The organism is Nocardia mangyaensis (assembly GCF_001886715.1).
Taxonomy (GTDB): domain Bacteria; phylum Actinomycetota; class Actinomycetes; order Mycobacteriales; family Mycobacteriaceae; genus Nocardia; species Nocardia mangyaensis.
On sequence record NZ_CP018082.1, the window covers coordinates 2,525,190 to 2,548,806 of the forward strand.

The following is a 23,617-nucleotide window of genomic DNA, read 5'->3' on the forward strand; positions in this document are numbered from 1 at the left end:
GCCATGACCGACACCGCCGCCCGCCTGCTCCGGTTGCTGTCCCTGCTGCAGATGCCGCGGGAATGGCCGGGTAGTGAGCTGGCCGAGCGGCTCGGTGTCGCCGATCGCACCGTTCGTCGCGATGTCGACCGGTTGCGTGAACTGGGCTATCCGGTGGCGGCGACACTGGGCGCGAGCGGGGGTTACCGGCTCACCGCGGGGTCGGCGCTGCCGCCGCTGCTGCTCGACGAGCAGGAGGCGGTCGCGGTCGCCGTCGGCCTGCGGGTGGCGGCGGGACAGGCGGTGGCCGGGATCGAGGAAGCGTCGGTGCGGGCACTCACCAAACTCGAACAGGTGCTGCCCGCCACGTTGCGCAGGCGGGTACGGGTGGTCGGCGGTGCCGTAGCGGTGCGCGTGGGCGAGGGCCCGACGGTCGACACCGAGGTGCTCACCGCCCTTGCCGCGGCCGTGAGCAATCGCGAACGGTTGCGCTTCGGGTACCAGGACGCGGCGGGCGCGGTGACGCGGCGACATGTGGAACCGGTCGGCGTCGCGGCAGCGGGCAGGCGCTGGTACCTCGTCGCCTACGACCTCGATCGCGCGGCCTGGCGCAGCTACCGGGCCGACCGGATCGACGGTCCGCACCCCACCGGCGCCCGCATCGTCGCCAGGGAACTGCCGGCCGCCGACGCGGCCGACTATGTCGCCGGTCGTCGAACCGATTGGGGCACACCGGAATACCGGGCTGAGGTATCCATCGATGCGCCCATCGGCCGCGTCGCCGGTCGACTCGGTGCCGAACCGGGCACTCTCGTTCCCGACGGCGACACTGCCTGCCGGCTGGTCGGCACCCGCGATGACGATCCCGAATGGCTTGCGGTGCAGTTGTTGTCACTGGGCGTGCGTTTCCGCGTCCACGACTCCCCGGAACTGACTGCACGTTTGCGTCAGCTGGCAGCGCGGCTGGCGGAGGCGGTGGATGGCTGACCGCATCCGGGAGCGGCCGGCTCGATGCTGGACCGTTGATCACCAAGTTCTGGTGGCGGCCTCGAACCCGGGAAGTGAACGTGACCACCACCTGGTGAGCAATAGTCCAGGTCAGGAGTGGCGACTTCGTCGTGCGTGTGCTCCGGCGCGCGGGCTAGAGGCGCCCGGTGTCTTTCAGCACTCGGCGGGACTGGGCGAAGAGCATGCCCACGTTGACCGTCTTGCGGCACACCACCACCACGACGAGGTCGTCGCGGCTTTCCGCGCGCAGGAACAGGTGGGTGAGGTTGTTGGAGTTGACCAGGATCTCCTGGAAGTAGTGCTCGTCGCTGCGGATGCCGCGGCGCTCCTTCCAGATGTCCTCGATCATCACCACATTGCGGCCCTGGAACAGATCGAGGGTGGCGGCGGCGAGCAGGTCGAGGACCTCCGGCGGGTGGTTGTCGACCGTTTCCACCGACAGCAGCATGCCGGTCGACATGTCGATGACGCCCGCGGCGACGCAGTCGGGCACTTCGGTGCGCAGGGCCTTGACCAGGCCGCCGAGCCGTTCGGTCATGGTGGCGGGGGCGGTGTTGTTGGTGTTCACGTGATCCTCTCGGTGCGCCGCGGCGGCGCACGGTGCTCGTCCACGGCGGTCGTGGACGGTGGAGCGGCCTGCGGTGGACGTGGCCGCAGGGTGTCGTTGATGCCGCTGGCGCCACGACGACGCCGCGGCAGGGCGGGGTCGACCGTGCCCGGCCGGGTGGCCGGATTCCGGTCGACGGGCAGGGTGGGCACGGTGAGGTGCCCGGTGGTGAGCAGTCGGCCGACCTCGACGGTCACCGGGTAGAGCGGGCGGCCCAGCAGGAACGCCAGATCGCGGCAGCTGCGGGTGCTGTCTGCCAGGCGCAGGATCTCGGCTGCGACGCCGTTGGCCCTGTCGCGTTCGGCCCGACCGAAGTCGCTGAGCGCCAACAGGTTCCGGTAGGGCGAGAACCCGGCATTGGCCAGCGCGGCGAGTCGTCGTTCGGTCTCGGCCAGCAGCCAGTGCGGTTCGTAGCCGGGGTCTTCCTCCCCGAGAACGCGCGGGTCGGTGGCGATCCAGTGGCAGCGATCGATCCAGCCCGCCGCGATCGCGAACGTGCCGTCGACGGTCGCTGTCATCCGGAGCAGGCGGGTGCGCGCGGCGCCGAGTGGTCGATCACCGGCCTGCTGATCGAAGCCCGGTGCGCCACCGGTGGTCACGGCGACGATCCGGCCGTCGACGAAGCGGAGGTCACCGCCTGGCTCGCCGGTGATCCGCAGGATCCCGGTGAAGCGGCCCGCGTCGGCCTCGGCGAGCGCCGACTCGAGCGGGCGCGTGGTGTCGCGCAGGGGGTCGGGAAGCTGCATGGTGGTCACATCCGGCGGTCGGCAAGGGAAGGTGGGCGCCGGTTCGGCACGAGGGCGGGCCCGGCGCAGACGAGCCAGCAACGGCCACGCGGCCATCACAGTGAGTATCTCCGGCACCTTCATCGGGCAGGACGGCCGAGTTCGCCAGCGAACTCAGCGCATCGAGGCGTGTGGCGGCCGCGCCGGGTGCTCGCCCGCTGACGATTCACCCCACTCGATACCGGAAACCTGTCGGTACACAGGTGCGGTGAGGTGCTGAATGTGTCGATATCTCACGACGTTCCCCTGAGAATTGCTGACGCGTACGGACATTGCCGCACCCTGACCGTGGCGCCCCGACCGGTGTCGGTGTCGTCGCGTGAGCGAAATCCTGACAGCACTGTGGATTTCGAGCAACCGATTCCGGGAAATTCGATTCGGTATTCTTCCGGAGAAATCAACCGGTCGGTCTGTGGGGTCTGGCAATTGCCTGGCCACCCTGTTTTCCGTGCCCGAGAACGCGTCAAGTCAGGTTGGCGGGAGCGAGGTTTCAGCCGACCGGGGCGGGTGTGCCGGGCATGCCCTCCAGGGTGAGTCCGCCTTCGATGGTGTTGGGAACCCGGCGGCGGTTGGGCGAACCGAGGGCGGTGGTGAGGTCGCCGCCGTCGTGCTCGGCGAGCAGTTCGCCGCTGTCCCAGACGAGCAGGGTGGCGCTGACGGTGTTCTCCGCGGTCGAGTGCGCCAGGTCGTAGTGGGCGCAGCCGGGGACGTGACCGTAGGTGATCCACAGGTCGTAGCCGGTCATGAACAGATCGAGGTCGAATTGCACACTCAGCCCGAGCAATTCGCTGCGGCCGTTGTCGTCGACCCCGGCGAAGGCCTCGTCCAGGGCCAGCAGGCGCGGCGCCTGCGGGTCGGCCGAATCGAGCATGACGTGCGCCGCGGCGAACAGCGGAAGGTGGAGCGAGACCGACTGTTCACCACCCGAGAGGGCGCTGTGGCGGGCGACGGTGAGCTTGTCCTCGGTGCCGTCGCCGGAGATCAGGGTGAACGAGAACACCCGCCAGGTGCGGTAATCGAGAGTGGCGGCCAGGATCTCGGGGTAGGACCGCTCGGGATGAGCGGCGCGGGACGCGCGGATCTCGGCGGCGAAATGCGCGCGGACCGCGCCCAGGTCCTCCGGGCTCAGCGCGGCGGTGTCGCGGTCGAGCAGCTTGCACATGGCACGTGCGGCCTCGGACAGGCCGTCGGCCAGGATCCAGTGCACGCCGATGGTGTTGCCCGAGGACATCCGGCGCTGCTTCATCTCCGCCCCCATGCGCGAGATGAGTTCGCGGGCATCGGTGGTGCGTTCGTGGATTTGCTGGGCCAGGCCGGTGAGCAGGGCGTCTTCGAGGATGCGGCGTTCGGCGTCGGTGAGCAGCAGTTCCTGATCGCGGCGGGCGGCGTCGATGCGGGCGGCGAACTCGGCGAGGGCGGCCTGGCCGTTCTCGTCGTGCACGGCCACCACGGTGAGTCCGTCGGCGGCGTCCCAGTGCAGCCGGTAGTCGCGGCCCGACGCGGTGAGCGCGGCGTCGAACTCCTGCAGCGCGCTGGTCACCGCCGAGCGGGTGGACTTGCGTCCGGCCTCGGTGGCGCGGACCTGTGTGGTCGCGGCGTCGAGGTCGGCGAACAGGGCGGCCACCTCGTCGGGCAGCACGACCAGATCGGTCTCCGGGCCCGCGGTGAGGATGCGGTACTGCAGTTGCTCCGGGGTCGACCAGGCGGCATCGCTGCTGGGCCACCGGTGTTCGACCGAGGCGCCGAGCAAGCTGAGCAGGTCGGGACGGGCGTACGGGGCCAGTGAACGGACCTCGGCCATGACCTCGGTGAGCGCGGTGGCCAGTGCTTCGTTGGCGGTGCGATACGCGGCCTCGGCATCGCCGACCGCCTCGATCGCGGCGTTCGCGGCCTTGCGCGCGGCCCGCTGCTCGGCTTTGGCGGCCTCGATCGCGGCCCGCGCCTGGTCGAGCTCGCGGTCGATGTCGGCGGCGCCGGCGCCCAACGCCTCGCGCAGCGTCTCCAGCTTGCGCTGCTGCTCGGTGTATCCGAGCCGGGCGGCCTCGGCCTCCTCGGCGAACGCCTCGGCCAGCGCCCGGGCTTCGTCGTACCGGTCGGCGCCCTCGCGTTCGCGTTCGCGCTCCCGCTCGTGCTCGGCACGCAGGCGCAGCAGCCCGGTGCCGGTGTTCTCGAAATGCCGGATCGCGGCGGCGAGCGCGTCGAGTTCCCGTGCCTCACGCGGGGTCCGGTGCGCCTGCGCGGCGGCCCGCAGCTTCTTGTCCTGCACGGCGACCTCGGCGACCGCCTGGTCGAGTTCGCGTTCGGCCTGCGCGGCGGCCTCCACACGAGAGCGCATCAGGCCCGCGGTCTCGGCGACCGCCCGCAGCGCCGAGGTGACCGCCGCCGGGCGCGGCAGTGCCTTCGCGGTGGCCGACAACGCGGCCAACTCCGCAGTGGCCCCGGCCTCGTCGGTCTTCGCTGCCTCGAACTCGGCCACCGCCGCTTCGATGGCGGCCTCGATCTCGACGAGCCGCGACTCCCGCCTACGCGCCCGCGCGGTGGCACCGAGGAACTCTGCCTCGGCCTTGTGATGGCGGCCGATGAGTACGGCGGTGCGGAAGGCGCCGGTGGCGCCGATGACGATGCCGTGTGCCTGCGTGGCGAGTTCGGAGAGGGCGGGATCGCCGGTGCGGCCCGGCGTGCGCTGGGTGGGAGCGGGCGGCGGTGACATCTGGTCCGCGCGGGTGCGGTGCCCGGTCGGGCCTCCGGTCTCGTCGGGGTGTGCGGCACCGGTCGTGCCGGGCGCGGCGTCGGGATCGGCTGCGGCCGGATCGGCAAGACCTGCACCGGCTGTGGCGGGTACCGCCGAATCGGTGGCGCCCCGCACCTCGTGCAGGGCGATGGAGGCGAGCACCGCGGCGACGGTGTCGGTGGGGACGGTGAGCTCGGGGGAGTCCTCTTCGACCACGAGGACATCGGCGAGGGTGCGGCCGGTGGGGCGTTGGTCGGCGGGGAGGGGGAGCAAGAAGTGCTCGGACTCGATGTCGGCGGGCAGGGTCGGGCCGCAGATCCAGCCGTCGAGCAGGCCGCTGGACTGCAGGGCGGCTTCGATTCCCGCCGCCTCGGCGGGAGAGACCGAATCGGCGAAGCGGACCAGACGCCACAGCGGTGCGCCGGGAAGTCCTTCGCGCACACCGGTTCTCGCGGGATGCGGCGGGGGAGCGTCGTCGTGCTGGGCGGCGATCTGCGTGCGCTCGGCGGCGAGGGCGTCGCGCCGCCCGGCGGCGATGGTGGCGCGGGAGCGGGCGTCCTGACGGCGGGTGCGGATCTGCTCCTGCAGTGGTTCGCAATATTCGGCCAGCACTTCCGGCGCGGACGGGATGTCGTCGACGCCGACCCCGGCAACAGCCGCCTCGAGCGCCTCGAGCAATCCGATGGCCGAGTCGCCTCGGTCGCCAGCAGCTTCGCGCGCCTGACCGGCACCGGTGCCGCTACCGACGGCGGGTGAGCGCGGGCCGGCGTCTTCCTGGCTGTTCGCCGGATACTGGGGATCGGTGCTGGACATGCCGGACCGGCTGTCGGTTGCCGATTCCGTCGGCTGGGCCACCGCCGCGAAGACCTCGGTGTGCGCTGTCCACCAGGTGCGCAGGGCGGCGGCGGATTCGCTGCGGGCGAGGGCGACGGCCGCTTCGGCATGGGCGACTTCGGCGGCGGCGGCCTCGCGCAGTTCGATCGCGCGTTCGGCGAGGCGTTCGGCGCGGGTGCGCTCGGCGGCGGCGGATTCCCACTTGCCCGCCGCGGTGCGGACCGCGCGGACGTCGGCGTCGCGTTCCTCGGCGTGGCCACGCACGGCGGTGGTGAACTGGTCGCCACGACCCTCGGCGCTCGGCGGGGTCCACTCGATGCCGGCTTCCTCGGCGGCGGCGCGCAGGGCGTCTTCGCCGCGGACGAGCGCGGCACCGGCCGTGCGGACGGCTTCGGCGGCGCGTTCGGCTTCGGCGGCGCGGCGCTGCAGGGTCTGCCCGGCCTCGGCGGCCTTGTCGCGGTGGGCGGCGGCGGAGGTCTCGAGGCGGCGTACGGCGTCGGCGAGGTCGTCGAGTTGCTGTTTTCCCTCGTAGGCGCTGGAACGCTGCAGGTTCTCGCGGTCGGCGATGGCCTGCTCGTAGGCGCGGTCGGCGTCCTCGGCCCTGGTCTCGGCGGCGGTACGGTCGGTCTCGCGGCGGGTGCGCAGGGCGGTCGCGGCGAACAGCGCGGTCGAGGCATTGGTGACCGCGTCGAGGCGGGCGCGGACCTGGTCGACATCGGTCTTCGCCTGCACCGCAAGATATTTGCGATAGACATCGACGAACCGGCGGGTCGCGGTGTCGGCCTGGACGAGTCCGTCGAGCGTGCGCCCGACCTCCTCCATATCGCTGAACGAACGGGCCGCGTCGAGGATGAGCTGTTCGTCGAGCGGCCGCAGACCGTCGGTGAGGGCCTGCGAGAGCCCGCGCGGGTCGAGGTTCTTGGCGAGCTGGGGGCGCCGCAGCGTGAGGATCAGGTTGATCAGCTGGTCATAGCGCTGCACGCCGAGCCCGAACATGCGCGCGTCGATCGCGGCGCGGTACTCGACCGGCCGATCGACGATGGCATCGCTGCCGATCTGCTCGGCCAACTGCTTGCGCGTCAGCGGGCGGTCGTCGGGACCGATCAGGGAGAAGTCGACCCCGGCGCGGCCGTCGGCGACGAAATACCAGCGGGTCACCTTGTCGGAAGAGCGGGTGGCGCGCATCCCGATGCCGACGGTGACCACCTCGGGGTCGTCCCAGTCGCCGCGCGCGAACTCCATCCACACATACGAGTACGCCGACTCCTGCTTGCGATACAGCAGATTCGACTTCATGGTGCGTTCTTCACCGGCGAACGGATTGAGCCTGCGCGGTTCGATCCGGCCGTCGAGCACGAACGGGAACAGCACCTCGAGGGCCTTGGTCTTGCCGGACCCGTTGGGTCCGCGCAGCACCAGGCGGCCGTCGGCGAAGCAGAACTCCTGGTCACGGTAATCCCAGAGGTTGACGATGCCCGCGCGGGTGGGGACGAAACGCACTCCGCCGTGAATGAGCGTCATCTGTTCAGTTCCCTCCCGCTGCGGTGCCGCCGGTCTCGGCGGCGGTGACGAACAATTCCTCGGTCCGACGGACCCGCACGGTGACCACCGCGCCCCGGTACCTGGCCAGTGCGGGCAGCACCAGCAGTCCGCCCTCGACGGGCCGGATCAGGCGCAATCGGGCCAGCAGCGCGAGCACCTCGTCGGTGAGCGCGCCGACATCGGCCTGCCACTGTGCGGCGAAGGTCGCGCCGTATCGATCGGTCAGCGCGCTGACGGTCGCGCGTACCCAGGTCTCGTCGAGGAACGGATGGGTGCTCGGCTCCGTGTCCGGCGATTCCTCGTCGGACTCGGCGGCATCGAGGGTCTGCGCGTCCTCGGCCAGCGGGGCGAACACCCCCGCCTCGGGAATGGCCGCGTCGAGCTGATCGAGCAGCAGGTCTTCGGCCGCGGCGACGTCGGGCCGATGCGGTACCGGATGATCGATGTCGAGCACCACATCGGCGATCTCACCGATCAACAGCAGCGCCACCTGGGCGAGGGTGCCGGTGCCGGGAAACCTGGTGTCGGACAGCCGCCCCGAGGTGTCGATGAGTGCGACCCCCTCGGCCCGGCGTTCCGCGCGCAGACCCGTGCAGTACTCGACCTCGGCGATCACCCGGTCCTGGCCGAGAAGCGCGCGCTCGCCGGGCGAGAGCTCCGCGAGGTAGACGACGGGCCGCTCCACCAGCGCCCGCCGCACCCGGCGGGCCTGGTCGGCGGCGGTCTGCTCGGTGTCCTCGGCGAGCAGACCGCGCACGGTGTGCAGGTGTTGCAACGCCCGCGGCGGCCGGAACAGCGCGAACACCACCGGGCGGTCGATGTCGTAGAGCGCCTCGCCCGCCTCCGGGTCGCTGGCCCAACCGCCCGCGTCGCCATCGGCCAGGGTCAGCGCGCCGCGCGCGCCCAGCCAGCCGACCGCGTCGACGAACGCGTCGCGATCGGCGGCCCGCTCGGTCGACAGGTCGAGCCCGTCGATCCGGCTCGCGTAGTCGGCCACGTGCTCGGCCAGTTCGGACAGCGTGATCTGGTCACCGGCCCGGCCGAGCGCCGCCAACGCCAGCGAGAGGTAGGCGTAGCGGCGACGATCGAAGACCCGGTCGTTGACGCTGCGTGCGGGTCTGCCGTCGTCGAGCCGATCGTGGACGGGATAGAGCCGGGCCGTGGTCTCGGTGACCTCGAGTCGATAGCCGAACAGCTCGGCCAGGTCCTCGCGCAGCTCGGTGGCCCACCGGCGGATCAGCGGCAGCGCGATCCGATCGGGGAATACCCGGGTGACCAGGTGATTGGCCAGTATCACCCGGGCCGCGCGTTGATAGCTGTCCAGGGCGAGGGCATCGATGCGGCGCTGCTGCCTCATCGCGCCGCCCCCCGCCGGGCCGCGGCGCGCACCTCGAGGCGCCGGTTGTTCAGGTGCAGCAGGCCGGCCGCGGTGCGGATGACGGTCGACCCGTCGCACGGCCGCACGGTCAGCGTGACCCCGTTGTCCGAACCCGTGGTGCCATCGACGGTTCCGCTCACCGGCACCCACGCGGTGGAGGCGGCGTCGAGCAGGCGCAACAGCACCTCGGTCTCGCGCTCGTCGAGCACCCGTTCGTGCACCGCGCCGGTGGCCAGCGACGCGGCCGCGGCCGCCCGCTCGCGCTGCGCGGCCAGCTGGGCCTCGCGCAATCGGCGCACGCCCGCGTCGTTGCGCGCGATCCGCGCCGGTGCGCCCGCGGTGGGGGCGCGACCGGTCTCGGCGAGGGTGCGCGAGATCTCCAACGGTGGCGCGTCCCACCAGGAGCGGCTCGTCGGGATCAACTCGGCATCGGGATGTTCCAGGGCCAGGTGGCGCGGCCTGCCCAAGCCGAACACCGCGTCGTAGAGCGCGTGCGCGCTGCCCGCGGTCGGAGTGTCGACGAACCACGCGGCCAGGTGGCGCAACGCGGACTCGCGGCTGACGCCGCCACGGCGGGTCTCGGTGACGCGCCGCAGCAGCGACAGCACGGCGGCGATCGCGCTCATCGTCGCCTCACGCAGCCGGTCGGCCTCACAGGACTCGCTGGACTCGCCGCCCGCCGCGACGAACCAGGTGCGCAGCCCGTCCCAGCGCGAGCGCCAGTCGGCCTCGCGTTCGGCCGGGCTCACCAGTACCCGCTCGTCGCAGCCGGCCGCCCGGCGGATCAGCGCGTCGGCACCGGTGTCCTCGACCTCGCCGATCGCCGCTGCCAGCCGCGGGGCGAACCGGGCCAGATCCATGCTGAACTCGCGCATGTGCGCCAGCAAGGCGTCTTTGTGCGCGAGAAAGGACTCCGGCGTGATCTCGGTGGTGCGCACCAGATCGCCCAGCGACAGGTAGAAGTGCGCGGCGCGCGCGGCCATGTCGGTCAGCGCGGCGTCGAGCCTGCGCAAGGTGGTGTAGACGCGCTCGGCGTCGCCGTCGCGATTGGCCGCGGCCAGGGTGCGCAGGTCGGCGAGCAGTTCGGGCAGCACCAGCCGCGACAGCGAGGCGTCGTCCATGCGGGCCGCCAGCACCCCGGCCACCGCCCGGTACGCCTGGAAGCCCGCTTGCGCGAACTGGTAGACGTAGTGCCGGTTGCGGTACTCGGCCAGGGTGGCCGCGCGGGTGCCGTCATAGCTGCGTTCGAGCACGCCCCAACGGTGCAGCTGCTCGAGCAGCGGGCCGATCTCGACGGCGGGCAGCGGCACGCCCGCCGCCCCGTCGCCATACACGGCGCTCTCGGCCCTGGCGATCCACTCGGCGACGTCGTCGGCGTGCAACAACACCACGTAGGCGGCACGCGCGCTGTCGAAGGCGCGCAGCACCCGCAGGTAGTCGGCGCGCTTCTCCGCGGTCGCGAACGAGAACAACCGCAGACGCTCGTCCCACAGGGCGGGCACGGCGCTGGGCAGGCCGTCGGCGGAGTCGGTCACCGTAGAGAGGGTAGTGGTGGCCACCGACGACTCCGCCGGACCCGTCCCGGCTCGGCGTGGCATCGCCGCCGCGCTCACCCGGCGTTGAGTGAGCGCAGCTGGTCGAGGAACGACTGGGTGCGCGGGTCTCCGGGATAGCGTTCGATGATCTCGCGCGCCGCCTCACCCGCGATCCAGGCCAGCGAGGGCAGCGAGCGCCTGCCCGCGGTGAACGCCGCCACGCCTTCTTCGACCGCGCGTTCGAGATCGCGATCGCGCACGGCGACCACGGCCAGGGTCAGCCGCGCCTCCGAGACCCGCATGGGATTGCGTACCGAACCGTCGGGTCTGGTCGCGTCGCGGATGACCTGCTGGGCGTAGCGCTCGGCGAGCCGGTCCTGGCCGGCCACCCGGCAGCAGTCCATGGCGTAGAAGTCGAATTTCGTTGCGTCGACCACGAAATGGTTCTCCAGGTTGGCCGGATGGCCCATCCGCGCCAGGATCGACCGACCGTCGTCGAGGGCGGTCTGCACCGCGCGGCGGTCGCCGAGCCGGGCCCAGCCCTTGGCGCGCTGAGCGGCCAGCTGCACCCCGACACCCATCGACGTGGTGCCCGCCATCGCCTTCTCCGAGACATCGATCGCGCCACGGAAGTTGCCCTGGGTCAACGCGAACCACGCCGACATCTCCGCGGCCCAGCCGACGATCTCGACATTGCCCGCCTCCCGGCCGAGCGAATCCGCGGCCCGGCGAGTGGCCTCCGCGCCGGCGCGACGGCCGAGGTCGTAGTCGACGCAACCCACCAGCAACGCGACCCAGCCGGCCAGGACGAGGATCTCCCGATGCTGGCTCAGGGTGAGTCTGCCGTCGAGCAGCGAGGTGATCCGGCGCAGCCACGCCGTCCCCTCGGCGTGCAGATCGTGCGGATCGGCGTAGGCGTATTCGCAGCAGAGCCGCTCGGCGGTGATCCGCACCGCGTCCAGGGTTGCGCTGTTGACATCGGACATCCGTAGCCTGCCGATGAATTCGAGGGTGTCCATGCCGGTGGCGGATAACAGCTCGTCATCGCGGTTGGGTCGGGCCTTGGGGAAGAACGCGGCGGTGACGGTGTCGAACGCCGCCGCGATGATCGGGGCGTAGAACTCGTCGGGGCGCGATTCCCCGGATTCCCAACGGCGCCAGTTGCGTAGCAAGGTACTGTCCGTCGGCAGGTTGTGGGAGGACTTGGCCCGCATGGCGCGAACGGCATCGGCTTGCGACCACCCCCTCGCGTCACGTTCCGAGCGCATCCGGACAGCCCAGACGGGTCGATCATCAGTTGCGGTCACGGCGGTAGTATTCCACCAGTTAACGTTCGGCGTCTCGAATAGGGCACGTAGATGTCATCGGTGTGACATCTGCTGCCGGAGGCCGAAAATGCGCATGCTGTAAGCAGGTGCTTCGGTCAGACCGGACACCCGCCCCGCAGGAGAGCTTGCGGGGCAACGCAGTACCCCCGCGCGGCGCACCGCGCGGCGCGGGGGGATCCGACAACAGAACAGCGATCCCAATCCAACGGAGGTTCGGGTGGAAGCGTTGATCTATGGATACTTGCGGGACGATCTGGCCGATGGCCAGGGCGACCAATTGGAGGATGCGCTACGTACCCTCGCGCGCACCGCGGGGATGTGTTTTGCGGCGACATTCCATGAATCGACCGCGGGTGACGGTGCGGCATTCGCCGAGCTCACTCAGGAATTGAAGCGGGCCGACGCGCACCACGTGGTGGTGCCGTCCTTGGATCACCTTGCCGGCCAGACGATTCCGCGTGACCTGCTGATCGCGAAGCTGGCGCACGAGGCAGCCGCCCAGGTGCTCACCTTGGAGCGTTGACCGTGGCCACCGGCGCCGATGCCGAACCGCCATCTCGGTAACGGCCCGCCCCGCGCCCGTCCACCTGCGACAACGACATCCGAGCAGTCCCGGCGGAATCGGTTCACAGACCGAAACTGCCGGGACCTCGCCTGCGCAGGTACTTCTCGAACTCCGCGGCGATGGCGTCGCCGTCGATCTTCGACATCGTCTCGCTCAGGTCGAGCGCCGCGTCACCGCGCTCCTCGAGCGAGCGCACGTACTCGCTGATCTCCTCGTCGCCCTCGGTCATCTCGTTGACCGCGGCCTCCCACTCCTCGGCCTGCTTGGGCAGCTCGCCCAGCGGCACCTCGATGTCGAGCACGTCCTCGACCCGGTGCAGCAGCGCGATCGTCGCCTTCGGATTCGGCGGCTGCGACACGTAGTGCGGTACCGCGGCCCAGAACGACACCGCGGGTACACCGGCCTTGACGCACTGGTCCTGCAGCACGCCGGTGATCCCGGTCGGGCCTTCGTAGCGGGTCTGTTCCAGATTGAACCGCTCGGCCGCCTCGGGACTGTAGGCCGAACCGGTCACCGGTACCGGGCGGGTGTGCGGGGTGTCGGCCAGCAGCGCGCCGAGGATCACCACCGTCTCCACGCCCAGCTGCTCGATGAACTCGAGCAGGTCGTCGCAGAAGCTGCGCCATTTCATGTTCGGTTCGATCCCGCGCAGCAGCACCACATCGCGGTCGCTGCCGGGCGGCGAGCACACCGACAGCATGGTGGAGGGCCACTGGATCTCTCTGGTCACCCCGTCGACCTGGCGGACCGTGGGACGGTTCACCTGGTAGTCGTAGTACTCCTCGGAATCGAGCTCGGCCAGCGGTTCGGCATCCCAGATCAGCTCGAGGTGTTCGACCGCGCCGCTGGCCGCGTCACCGGCGTCGTTCCAGCCCTCGAAGGCCGCAACCAGCACGGGATGACGCAACGTCGGCAATTCCGTCTCGGGGGTGTCACTGGCATCCACCACGTCAGCCTAGTGTCTCGTGCGAATTGTTTTGCGGTGACCGGCGCTGTTGGCAGAACGCGTCGCGCGCTGTGGCCGGGGCCACTGGATTCACCCACAGTGGTCTGCCGCGTCGGTGGCGCCCTCTAGTCTGGAATGCATGTCTGCGTCCTTGCCCACCGTGTTCGATACCACGCTCCTCGACACGCTTCGACGGCGTGTCGTCATCGGCGACGGTGCGATGGGCACGATGTTGCAGGCCGCGGACCTGACGCTCGACGATTTCCGTGGCCTCGAGGGATGCAACGAGATCCTCAACGACACCCGCCCCGACGTGCTGGCCGAGATCCACCGCGCCTACTTCTCGGCGGGCGCGGACGCGGTGGAGACCAACACCTTCGGCTGCAACCTGCCCAACCTCGCCGACTACGACATCGCCAACCGGATCCGCGATCTGTCCGAGCGCGGCACCCGCATCGCCCGCGAGGTCGCCGACGAGATGGGCCCCGCCGCCGACGGCACGCCGCGCTACGTCCTCGGGTCGATGGGCCCTGGCACCAAGCTGCCGACCCTGGGCCACGCGCCGTTCGCCCAGCTGCGCGACGCCTACACCGAGGCGGCGCTGGGCATGCTCGACGGCGGTGCCGACGCCATCCTCGTGGAGACCTGCCAGGACCTGCTGCAGGTCAAGGCCGCGATCACCGGCAGCAGGCGGGCCATGGTCGCCGCAGGCCGCCGGATCCCGATCATCACCCACGTCACCGTGGAGACCACCGGCACCATGCTGGTCGGCAGCGAGATCGGCGCGGCGCTGACCGCGCTGGAACCGCTGGGCATCGACATGATCGGCCTGAACTGCGCGACCGGCCCCGAGGAGATGAGCGAGCACCTGCGGCACCTGTCGCGGCACGCCCAGATTCCGGTGTCGGTGATGCCGAACGCCGGTCTGCCGGTGCTCGGCGCCAACGGCGCGGAATACCCGCTCACCCCCGAGGAACTCGCGATCGCGCTGAGCGGCTTCGTCTCGGAGTTCGGTCTGGCATTGGTCGGCGGCTGCTGCGGCACCACGCCCGAACACATCCGCCAGGTCGCCGAGGCGGTGCGCGAGGTGGAGACCCGCCTGCCCGCGATCGACGAACGTCGCACACCCGAGCACGAACCGGCCGTGTCGAGCATGTACACCGCCGTCCCGTTCGAGCAGGACGCCTCGATCATGATGATCGGTGAGCGCACGAATGCCAACGGCTCCAAGGCTTTCCGTGACGCGATGCTGGCGCAGGACTGGCAGCGTTGCCTCGAGATCGCCAAGGATCAGACCCGCGACGGCGCGCACATGCTCGACCTGTGCGTGGACTACGTCGGCCGCGACGGCACCGTGGACATGAACGAGCTGGCCTCGCGCCTGGCGACCTCCTCGACGCTGCCGATCATGCTCGACTCCACCGAGCCGCCGGTGCTGCAGGCGGGGTTGCAGCACCTGGGCGGACGGTGCGCGGTGAACTCGGTGAACTACGAGGACGGCGCCGGACCGGATTCCCGGTTCCAGCAGATCATGCGGCTGGTCTCCGAGCACGGCGCCGCGGTGGTGGCGCTGACCATCGACGAGGAGGGCCAGGCCCGCACCGCCGAGGCCAAGGTCGCCATCGCCGAACGGTTGATCGAAGACATCACGACCAACTGGGGTCTGCTCGAGTCCGACATCATCGTCGACACGCTGACCTTCACCCTGGGCACCGGGCAGGAGGAGTCGCGCAAGGACGGCGAGGAGACGATCAAGGCCATCCGCGAACTCAAGCGCCGCCACCCGCAGGTGCAGACCACCCTGGGCTTGTCCAATATCTCCTTCGGTCTCAATCCGGCCGCCCGCCAGGTGCTGAACTCGGTGTTCATGCACGAGTGCGTGGAGGCCGGGCTGGACTCGGCCATCGTGCACGCCTCGAAGATCCTGCCGATGAGCCGGATTCCCGAGGAGCACCGGCAGACCGCGCTGGACCTGATCTATGACCGTCGCAGTGAGGACTACGACCCGCTGCAGAAGTTGATGGCGCTGTTCGAGGGCGTCTCGACGGCCTCGTCGAAGGCCTCGCGCGCCGAGGAGATGGCCGCGCTGCCGCTGTTCGAGCGGCTCGAGCGGCGCATCGTCGATGGTGAGCGCAACGGCCTCGGCGACGATCTGGACGAGGCGATGCAGTCGGTGCCGCCGTTGCAGATCATCAACGAGACCCTGCTCTCGGGCATGAAGACCGTCGGCGAGCTGTTCGGCTCGGGTCAGATGCAGCTGCCGTTCGTGCTGCAGTCGGCCGAGGTCATGAAAACCGCTGTCGCGCACCTGGAACCGCACATGGAGGCCACCGACGACGCAGGCAAGGGCCGGATCGTGCTGGCCACGGTCAAGGGCGACGTGCACGACATCGGCAAGAACCTGGTCGACATCATCTTGTCCAACAACGGCTACGAGGTGGTCAACCTCGGCATCAAGCAGCCGATCGCCACCATCCTCGACGCCGCCAAGGACAAGAAAGCCGACGTGATCGGCATGTCCGGGCTGCTGGTGAAGTCGACGGTGGTGATGAAGGAGAACCTCGAGGAACTCAACGCCAAGGGTGTGGCCGAGCAGTACCCGGTGCTGCTCGGTGGCGCCGCGCTGACCCGCTCCTATGTGGAGAACGACCTCACCGCGGTCTACGAGGGCGATGTGCGCTATGCCCGCGACGCGTTCGAGGGTCTGCGGTTGATGGACGAGATCATGACCGTCAAGCGTGGCGGTGGCCTCGATCCCGACAGCCCCGAGGCGATCGCGGCCAAGAAGAAGGCCGCCGAGCGCAAGGCCCGTCACGAGCGGTCCCAGCGCATCGCCGCCGAGCGCAAGGCCGCCGAGGCGCCGGTGGTGGTGCCCGAGCGGTCCGACGTGGCGGCCGACCTGCCGGTGCCGAGCCCGCCGTTCTGGGGCACCCGCGTGATCAAGGGTCTGCCGCTGCAGGAGTATTCGGGCCTGCTCGACGAACGCGCCCTGTTCCTTGGGCAGTGGGGGCTGCGTGGTCAGCGTGCCGGTGACGGTCCCTCCTACGAGGAATTGGTGGAGACCGAGGGCCGTCCGCGGCTGCGGGCCTGGCTCGACCGGCTCGCGACCGAGAACGTGCTGCAGCACGCGGCCGTGGTGTACGGGTACTTCCCCGCGGTGTCGGAGGGCGACGAGGTCATCGTGCTCACCGAGCCCGAACCCGATGCGCCGCAGCGGTATCGGTTCACCTTCCCGCGCCAGCAGCGCGACCGGTTCCTGTGCATCGCGGACTTCATCCGCTCGCGGGAGCGGGCTCGTGCGACCGGGCAGGTGGATGTGTTGCCGTTCCAGCTGGTCACCATGGGCCAGCCGATCGCCGACTTCGCCAACGCGTTGTTCGCGGCCGACAACTACCGTGACTACCTCGAGGTGCACGGCATCGGTGTGCAGCTGACCGAGTCGCTGGCCGAGTACTGGCACCGCCGGATCCGCGAGGAACTCACCCTCGACGGGCAGTCGGTCGCCGCCGACGATCCGGCCGACATCCAGGAGTTCTTCAAGCTCGGTTATCGCGGTGCGCGGTATTCCTTCGGCTACGGCGCCTGCCCGGACCTCGAGGATCGCGCCAAACTGGTCGATCTGCTCGACGCGGGCCGGGTCGGGGTGCAGTTGTCGGAAGAACTGCAGTTGCATCCGGAACAGTCGACCGACGCGTTCGTGCTGTTGCATCCGGAGGCGAAATACTTCAACGCCTGAGACACTGCGCATGACGGCAGATCGGATCGGTCCGGTGGGACCGATCCGATCGTCGTTGTGCGGCCTGTGAGTCTGGTCACGATGCGACGGCGTGTCCTTCGCCCGGACTGCCCTGGAACCGGGGCAAAGCAGTTCAGCACGTAGGATTTTCGAAGTTTCATCCCGCTGTGGCGCGGAGGGCTGGACGACTCGGCGGTAAGCAGGAGGGGCGCAAGTCATGACATCGGATCGGTTGATCGCGGGACGCTATCGACTCACCGACCCGATCGGCACGGGCGCGATGGGGGTGGTGTGGCGAGCCACCGACGTGCGGTTGCGCCGCACCGTCGCGGTGAAGCAGGTGCTGCTAGCACCCGGCCTCACCGGCTCGCAGGCGCTGGAGGCGAAGCTGCGCGCCATGCGCGAGGGCCGGATCGCCGCGCGTCTGCATCATCCCAACGCCATCACCGTCTTCGACGTGGCCGAGGAAGACGGCCAGCCCTGGCTGGTCATGGAATACATGAACGCACCCAGCCTGGCCGCCAAGCTGGCCGGTGGCGCGACGTTGCCGCCGATCGAGGTGGCCGGCATCGGCGCCCAGGCCGCCGCGGCGTTGTCGGCCGCGCACGACGCCGGGATCATGCACCGGGACGTGAAGCCGGCCAATCTGCTCGTCGGTGACGACGGCACCGTCAAGATCACCGACTTCGGCATCTCGCATGCCACCGGCGACGTCACCGTGACGGCGACCGGGTTCCTGGCGGGTACCCCCGCCTACCTGGCGCCCGAGATCGCGCGCGGCGACAGGCCCAAATCCGCCGCCGACGTCTTCGCCCTGGGCTCCACGCTCTACGCCGCCGTCGAGGGCGCCCCGCCGTTCGGCGAGGGCGACAACCCCCTGGCGGTGCTGCACGCCGTGGCGCGCGGAACGGTGCCGGAGCCGAAGAACGCGGGCCCGCTCGGCCCGGTACTGATGTGGCTGCTGACCGCGGACCTGGAGCACCGCCCGACCATGGCTGCGGCCCGGCTGGCGCTGGAAGATGTCGCGGCGGGGCGGGTTCCGTCGCTGCCCGCCTCGCTGACCAAGGTGCTTCCGGTGAGCGAGGCGGCCACCACGCTGCTGCCACGGCCGGGGCAGGGCGCTGGGACCGACGGTGCGAAGTCGGGAGCGGCCGCACTGCTCGGCAGCGGTCTCGCCTTCGCCAAGGCGGCCCGCTCGGCGATCACCGGGGGATCGTCCTCGCCGCGTTCCGGCGGAGCCGGTGCGGGGGCCGGATCCGCGGGCGAGCTCGCGCAGACGCCAGGCTCGGATGCCGCGGTGCGCGCGAACACGGCAACCGCCGGATCCGACCGCGACCACGACGCCGCACCCACCGGATCGGGCCGCCCGCCCGTCTTCCCCACCCCGCCCGCGCGCAGCGACTCGGCGACCAACAGCCGCGCCGTCCTGCTGCTCGCCGCCGCCGTCGCCGCGTTCGCGGTGATGCTGGTCGTCCTGGTCGTCACCCGGGAACGGGGCGCCGACCCCGGCCAGCAGGCCCAGACACCGCCGCCCGCGGTCACCGTGACAACGATGGTCGACGGCAAGGTGAGCACCGTGGTGATCGTCCCCGAACAGGAGACCATCACCGTCCCGGCACCCGTCCCGCCCGCCCCCGACGGCTCGGCCGCCCCGGCGAGCACCTCACCGACGCCGACCAGTACCTCCGGCGCCCCCACCTCGACACCGTCGGCCACCAGCACCACCACGACCCCGGCCGGACCTCCCTCGCCGGACCGGATCAACCAGTTCATCGCCGGGTATTACGGCATGTTGCCGGGCAATGTCGGCGGGGCGTGGGCTCAGCTGGCCCCCGGCTATCAGGCCCAGACCGGCGGCTACGGTCAGTACTCCTCGTTCTGGTCGACGGTGCGGTCGGTGAGTGTCGGCTCGATCACCCCCAACGGCCGCAACCGGGCGGTGGTCACGCTGACCTATCACCTCACCAACGGCACCGTGACCTCGGAGAACCGCTGGATCGAGGTCACCGGCGACGCGGGCGGCCTGCGGATCGCCGGATCGGGCGTCTGAGGCGCACCCGTTACCCTTGACCGGGCCCGGCGACCGCCGGGCTTCTTCGGTGAGCAGACGAGAACGAGGCGAGTGACAGGTGAGCGCGCGACCGGCCGCGGTGTTGTGGGACATGGACGGCACGCTGCTCGATTCGGAGAAGCTGTGGGACATCGCGGTGCGCGAACTCGCCCGCGAACACGGCAGTGAACTCACCGACGCGGTCCGCCACGCCCTGATCGGCGCTTCCGGGCCGAACGCGCTGCGCATGCTGTTCGACGGCATCGGCGTCGAGACCACGCCGGAGATCCTGGTCGCGGCGGGGGAGTTCCTCGAGCGCCGGGTCACCGAACTGATGCTCGGTCCGATCCCGTGGCGACCGGGCGCCAAGGACGCGCTGGCGATGGTGCGCGAGGCCGGGCTGCGCTGCGCGCTGGTGACCAACACCAAGCGTTCGCTGACCGAGTACGGACTCGACACCCTCGGCCGGGACTTCTTCGACACCTCGGTCTGCGGTGACGAGGTGGCGCACGGCAAGCCCGAACCCCACATCTATCGCCGGGCCGCCGAACTGCTCGGCGTCGATCCCCGTGACTGCGTGGCGATCGAGGACTCACCCACCGGCGCGCTCGCGGCACAGGGCGCGGGTTGCGGTCTGATCGTGATTCCGTGCGAGATCGCGGTTCCCGAGGCGCCGGGGCGGGTATTCCGGGAGTCGCTGGTCGGTTTGTCGGTCCCCGATCTGCGCGTCGCCCTCGCCGCGCGTGTCTGAACATATCGGCGGCGCAGCGCGATAGGGCGAAATAGCCTACCGTGATAATTCCGAAACCGTAGTGTCATTCGCGAAAACTGTTGCCGCACAGTTGAATTCGCAGTCTTGTGATCTGTTCGGGATACGAGTTGTTTACCGAAACCCCGGGCGTGTCATCGAAATTTCCCGCAAAATGAATCCATGACAGGCACGCGGGGGCTTGACGAAATCGTCGATATCGCACGGTATCCGCTCACCGATCTCGGTGGTCCGGGTCGGCGCGCCGCGGTCGAGGCCGCCCGCGCCGAACTGGCCGAGGACGGCTGTACGGTGCTGCGGGAGTTCATCCGCCCGGAGCTGCTCGACACGCTCCGCGTGGAGGGGGAGCGGATCGCCCCGCACGCCCACTACAAGTCCGAACGGGTCAACGCCTACAACATCCCGCTCGACACCGACCTCCCCGACGATCACCCGGCCCGGATCGTGCTCGACCGCGGCAACGCCTTCGTGGCCCGCGACCGCATCCCCGCCGAGGCGCTGATCCAGCGCCTCTACACCGATCCGGTGTTCCAGCGTTTCGTGGCCGACTGCTTCGAACTCGACGAACTGCACGAATTCGCCGATCCGCTGGCCGGGCTGTGCCTGAACGTGGTCGAGCCGGGCATGTCGCATCCCTGGCACTTCGACACCAACGAATTCACCGTCAGCATGCTCACCCGGCGCCCGGACACCGGTGGCGTCTTCGAGTACTGCCCCAACATCCGCGACCCGCACGCCGAGCATCTCGACGACGTGCGTGCCGTGCTCACCGGGGACGGCGGGCGGCTCATCCGCGCGCTGGCACTGCGCCCCGGCGACCTGCAGCTGTTCAAGGGCCGCTTCTCCCTGCATCGCGTCACCGAGGTGGCCGGTGCGGGTCAACGACATTCGGCGATCTTCGCCTACACGGACCGGCCTGGGGTGATCGGCACTGTCGAACGCACCAGGCAGCTGTTCGGCCGTGTTCTGCCCGACCATGTGGCCGCCGCGGCCGACGCCGTCCGAGGTGACCGACTGCTCGACTGAGAGGAACCGCCCATGTCCGTTCCGTTGCACACCACTGGCAAAGCATCCTTCGACGACATCTACGAAAGCCCTGATCCGCGCGCGTACTTCGCCCGGATGAACGACCTGGACTATCGGATTCCGGAACTGGCCAAGCCGTTGTTCCAGGAGCAGTTGCGGCAGTTGCGGGCGGCGCGACCGGGCCGGATTCCGACCGTCCTCGATCTCGGATGCTCCTACGGGGTGAACGCGGCACTGTTGCGGACGGACACGACCGTCGAGGAACTCGCCGGGCACTATCGCGATCACGCCGAGACCGACCGGGTCGGGCTGATCGCCGCGGACCGGGAGCGGTTGCGCGCCGACCAGATTCCCGACGTACGCTTCGTCGGGATGGACGCCGCACGCCCGGCGCTGACCTATGCCCACGCCGCCGGATTCCTGCACGACTACGTGCACGCCGACCTCGAGGCCACCGAGCCGACCGAGGCGCAGCGCCGTGTGCTCGCCTCGGCCGATCTGGTCATCTCCACCGGGTGCGTCGGCTACATCACCGAGAAAACCCTGTCCAGGGTCGCGCAGGCCGATCCGCGCAAGCGACCGTGGATGGCGCATTTCGTGTTGCGGATGTTCGATTTCGACCCGATCGCCGCCGAGCTCGCCGCGCTGGGCTACCGCAGTGAGCAGCGGCCCGGTATGTTCCAGCAGCGTCGCTTCGCCTCCGCGCAGGAACGTCAACAGGTGCTGGATGCGTTGGCGGCCAAGGGAATCGACACCACCGATCACGAAGCCGAGGGCTGGCTCTACGCCAACCTGTTCCTGTCCCGCCCGCATCCCATCGAAACCTGAGGACTTGGATTTGAACCAACCCACGTTCGCCGCCGAAGACACCCTGCCCCGGGTGCCGCTGCCGACACTGGAGGACAGTTGCGCGCGGTTCCTGCGGTGGTGTCAGCCGTTGCTCGGCGCCGAGGACTACGCCACCACCGAGGGCGCGGTAGCCGAGCTGCTGCGCCCCGGTGGGGCCGGGCGCACCCTGCACGCCGCGCTGGCCGACTACGACGCCACCCCCGGGGTCGGTAGCTGGCTCGACGAGTTCTGGCCCTCGCGCTACCTCGGTCGTCGTGACCGAATCGCGCTGAACGCCAACTTCGTGTTCCTGTTCCGCGATGACACCCCGCTGGCCGCCTCGACGGTGGCCGGGCAGGCCGAGCGGGCCGCGGCGATCATCGGCGCCGCCGTCGACTACAAGCTGGCGCTGGACACCGAGACGGTCCCGCCGGTCACCCAGCGGGGGCAGCAGCTGTCGATGTGGCAGAACGAGTACCTGTTCTCCGAGACCCGGATCCCGGGCGAGGTGCAGGACACCGTCCGCAAGCCCTACAGCGCGGAATGGCCCGGCCCCTCCGATGCCCGCCACATCGCGGTCTTCTACCGCGGCAACATCTTCCGGATGGAGGTGATCGGCGCCGACGGCGCGCCGTACGCCTTCGACGATGTCGTCGACGGGCTGCGCGCGGTGATCAAGGGCGGTACCAAGCCCGCGGCCACCGACACCTCGGTGGGTCACCTGACCACCAAGGCACGTGCCGAGTGGGCGCGCAGCCGGGCCACCCTGCGCACCGAAGCCGCCAATGTCGCCGCCTTCGACACGATCGAGACGGCGCTGTTCTCGGTATGTCTCGAGGACTTCGCCCCGCGCGACGAACTGCACGCCTGCGATCAGCTGCTGCACGGTGACAGCGCCAATCGCTACTTCGACAAGTCGGTGTCGTTCATCGTCTTCGCCGACGGCCAGGCCGGGATCAACATCGAGCACTGCGGGCTCGACGGCACCACCGTGCTCTCGTTCGTCGACGCCCTGCTCGAGCGGCCCGCCCAGGATCACGCCGAGACCAGCGGCGCGCGCGCCCAGGGACTGCCCTCGGTGGAGCCGATCGAGTTCGTCCTCGACTCGGCCGCCCGCGCCGACATCGCCGCGGCCGGCGCCGACTTCGCCCGCTTCGCCGCCGACACCGCGACCTCGCTGGTCTCGTTCGACGACTTCGGCACCGGCGCCGCCAAGAAGCTCGGCATCTCACCCGACGCCTTCGCTCAGCTCAGCTACCAGCTCGCCCACCGGCGCAGCAAGGGGCTGACCGGAGCCACCTACGAGTCCATCGCGACCCGGCAGTTCCGCAACGGCCGCACCGAGGCCATGCGCGTGGTGACCCCGGAGATGGTGGCCTTCGTCGACGCCATGGTCGACGAGTCGGTCGATCGCGAGGCCGAGCTCGCCGCCGCTCGCACCGCCGCGGCCGCGCACGTGGGCCGGGCCAAGGAGTGCCAGGCCGGGCAGGCGCCCGAGCAGCACCTGTGGGAACTGCAATGGATCCAGCGCCGTCGCGGCGAGGAACTCGGCGTCGCCGACGAGCGGATCGCACTGTTCGACAGCCCCGGCTGGACGATCATGCGCGACGACTACCTGAGCACCAGCTCGGCGCCCTCGCAGTACATCCGCTACTTCGGCTTCGGCTCCACCAGCCCGAAGTGCATCGGCATCGCCTACGTGCTGCTGCCGGACCGCTGGAACATCTACCTGGCCACCCCCAAGTCGGTCTCCGACGAGATGTACGCCTTCGCCGACCACCTGCGCACCGCGGTCGCCGACCTGCGTCAGCTCCTGGCCGACTGAGTCCGTAGGCTGACCGCCGTTGACCGGCCCCGCACCCGCGACCTCGAGGAGCGGCGGCCGCGAAGCGGTCGGTTCGCGGCCGGGTCCGCTCAGCGCTCGAAGCGCATGCGCCGCAGGCGCGAGTCTCGAGTGCTGAGCGGTGGCC

The 23,617-nt window shown here is 70.2% G+C and carries 15 protein-coding genes; 8 read left to right on the forward strand and 7 right to left on the reverse strand.

Annotation, left to right across the window (positions count from 1 at the left end; all coding sequences use genetic code 11):
• The first annotated feature begins 3 nt into the window (after positions 1–3).
• Positions 4–966, forward strand: coding sequence for a helix-turn-helix transcriptional regulator (locus BOX37_RS11450; RefSeq protein WP_071927628.1), 963 nt, complete (start codon positions 4–6; stop codon positions 964–966).
• Between the two features lie 154 nt (positions 967–1,120).
• Here BOX37_RS11450 and BOX37_RS11455 read toward each other — a convergent pair whose 3' ends face one another.
• From BOX37_RS11455 to BOX37_RS11480, 6 genes are all read right to left on the reverse strand, one after another.
• The gene (locus tag BOX37_RS11455) at positions 1,121–1,555 is read right to left on the reverse strand and encodes a hypothetical protein (protein WP_206045804.1); all 435 of its coding nucleotides are present in this window, start codon (positions 1,553–1,555) and stop codon (positions 1,121–1,123) included.
• Positions 1,552–2,436, reverse strand: coding sequence for a DUF4388 domain-containing protein (locus BOX37_RS11460; protein WP_156910363.1), 885 nt, complete (start codon positions 2,434–2,436; stop codon positions 1,552–1,554). Before BOX37_RS11460 ends, BOX37_RS11455 begins: the two co-directional genes overlap by 4 nt.
• Positions 2,437–2,869: 433 nt before the next feature.
• A complete protein-coding gene (locus BOX37_RS11465) occupies positions 2,870–7,465 on the reverse strand; it encodes an SbcC/MukB-like Walker B domain-containing protein (RefSeq protein WP_071927630.1) in 4,596 nt (1,531 codons plus the stop codon).
• Positions 7,466–7,469: 4 nt separating this feature from the next.
• Complete coding sequence (locus BOX37_RS11470; RefSeq protein ID WP_071927631.1) at positions 7,470–8,843, reverse strand: TIGR02678 family protein; 1,374 nt, start codon at positions 8,841–8,843, stop codon at positions 7,470–7,472.
• Entirely contained in the window at positions 8,840–10,342 is a 1,503-nt protein-coding gene (locus BOX37_RS11475) for a TIGR02677 family protein (protein WP_071931397.1), read from the reverse strand. Before BOX37_RS11475 ends, BOX37_RS11470 begins: the two co-directional genes overlap by 4 nt.
• 131 nt (positions 10,343–10,473) lie before the next feature.
• Positions 10,474–11,667: an NsdA family TPR-like regulatory protein gene (locus BOX37_RS11480; RefSeq protein WP_240505307.1), complete on the reverse strand. Its 1,194-nt coding sequence runs from the start codon at positions 11,665–11,667 to the stop codon at positions 10,474–10,476.
• Between the two features lie 277 nt (positions 11,668–11,944).
• On the opposite strand from BOX37_RS11480, the gene BOX37_RS11485 reads away from it, so the two are divergent.
• Positions 11,945–12,250 carry a hypothetical protein gene (locus tag BOX37_RS11485; RefSeq protein WP_071927632.1) on the forward strand — a complete coding sequence of 102 codons (306 nt, stop codon included), beginning with the start codon at positions 11,945–11,947 and terminating at the stop codon, positions 12,248–12,250.
• 103 nt (positions 12,251–12,353) lie between these two features.
• On the opposite strand, the gene BOX37_RS11490 is transcribed toward BOX37_RS11485, so the two are convergent.
• Positions 12,354–13,238 (reverse strand): PAC2 family protein, encoded by an 885-nt coding sequence (locus BOX37_RS11490; protein WP_071931399.1) that lies wholly within the window; start codon positions 13,236–13,238, stop codon positions 12,354–12,356.
• A 139-nt stretch (positions 13,239–13,377) separates the two neighbouring features.
• On the opposite strand from BOX37_RS11490, the gene metH reads away from it, so the two are divergent.
• From metH to BOX37_RS11520, 6 genes are all read left to right on the forward strand, one after another.
• The gene (metH, locus tag BOX37_RS11495; RefSeq protein ID WP_071927633.1) at positions 13,378–16,974 is read left to right on the forward strand and encodes a methionine synthase; all 3,597 of its coding nucleotides are present in this window, start codon (positions 13,378–13,380) and stop codon (positions 16,972–16,974) included.
• A gap of 217 nt (positions 16,975–17,191) precedes the next feature.
• On the forward strand, positions 17,192–19,024 hold the full coding sequence (locus BOX37_RS11500; protein ID WP_071927634.1) for a serine/threonine-protein kinase: 1,833 nt from the start codon (positions 17,192–17,194) through the stop codon (positions 19,022–19,024).
• Between the two features lie 112 nt (positions 19,025–19,136).
• On the forward strand, positions 19,137–19,775 hold the full coding sequence (locus tag BOX37_RS11505) for an HAD family hydrolase (protein ID WP_071931400.1): 639 nt from the start codon (positions 19,137–19,139) through the stop codon (positions 19,773–19,775).
• A 180-nt stretch (positions 19,776–19,955) separates the two neighbouring features.
• Positions 19,956–20,819, forward strand: a complete 864-nt coding sequence (locus BOX37_RS11510; protein WP_071927635.1) for a HalD/BesD family halogenase — start codon at positions 19,956–19,958, stop codon at positions 20,817–20,819.
• Positions 20,820–20,831: 12 nt separating this feature from the next.
• Complete coding sequence (locus BOX37_RS11515; protein ID WP_071927636.1) at positions 20,832–21,647, forward strand: class I SAM-dependent methyltransferase; 816 nt, start codon at positions 20,832–20,834, stop codon at positions 21,645–21,647.
• 10 nt (positions 21,648–21,657) lie between these two features.
• Positions 21,658–23,472: a choline/carnitine O-acyltransferase gene (locus BOX37_RS11520; protein WP_071931401.1), complete on the forward strand. Its 1,815-nt coding sequence runs from the start codon at positions 21,658–21,660 to the stop codon at positions 23,470–23,472.
• Positions 23,473–23,617: the final 145 nt, after the last annotated feature.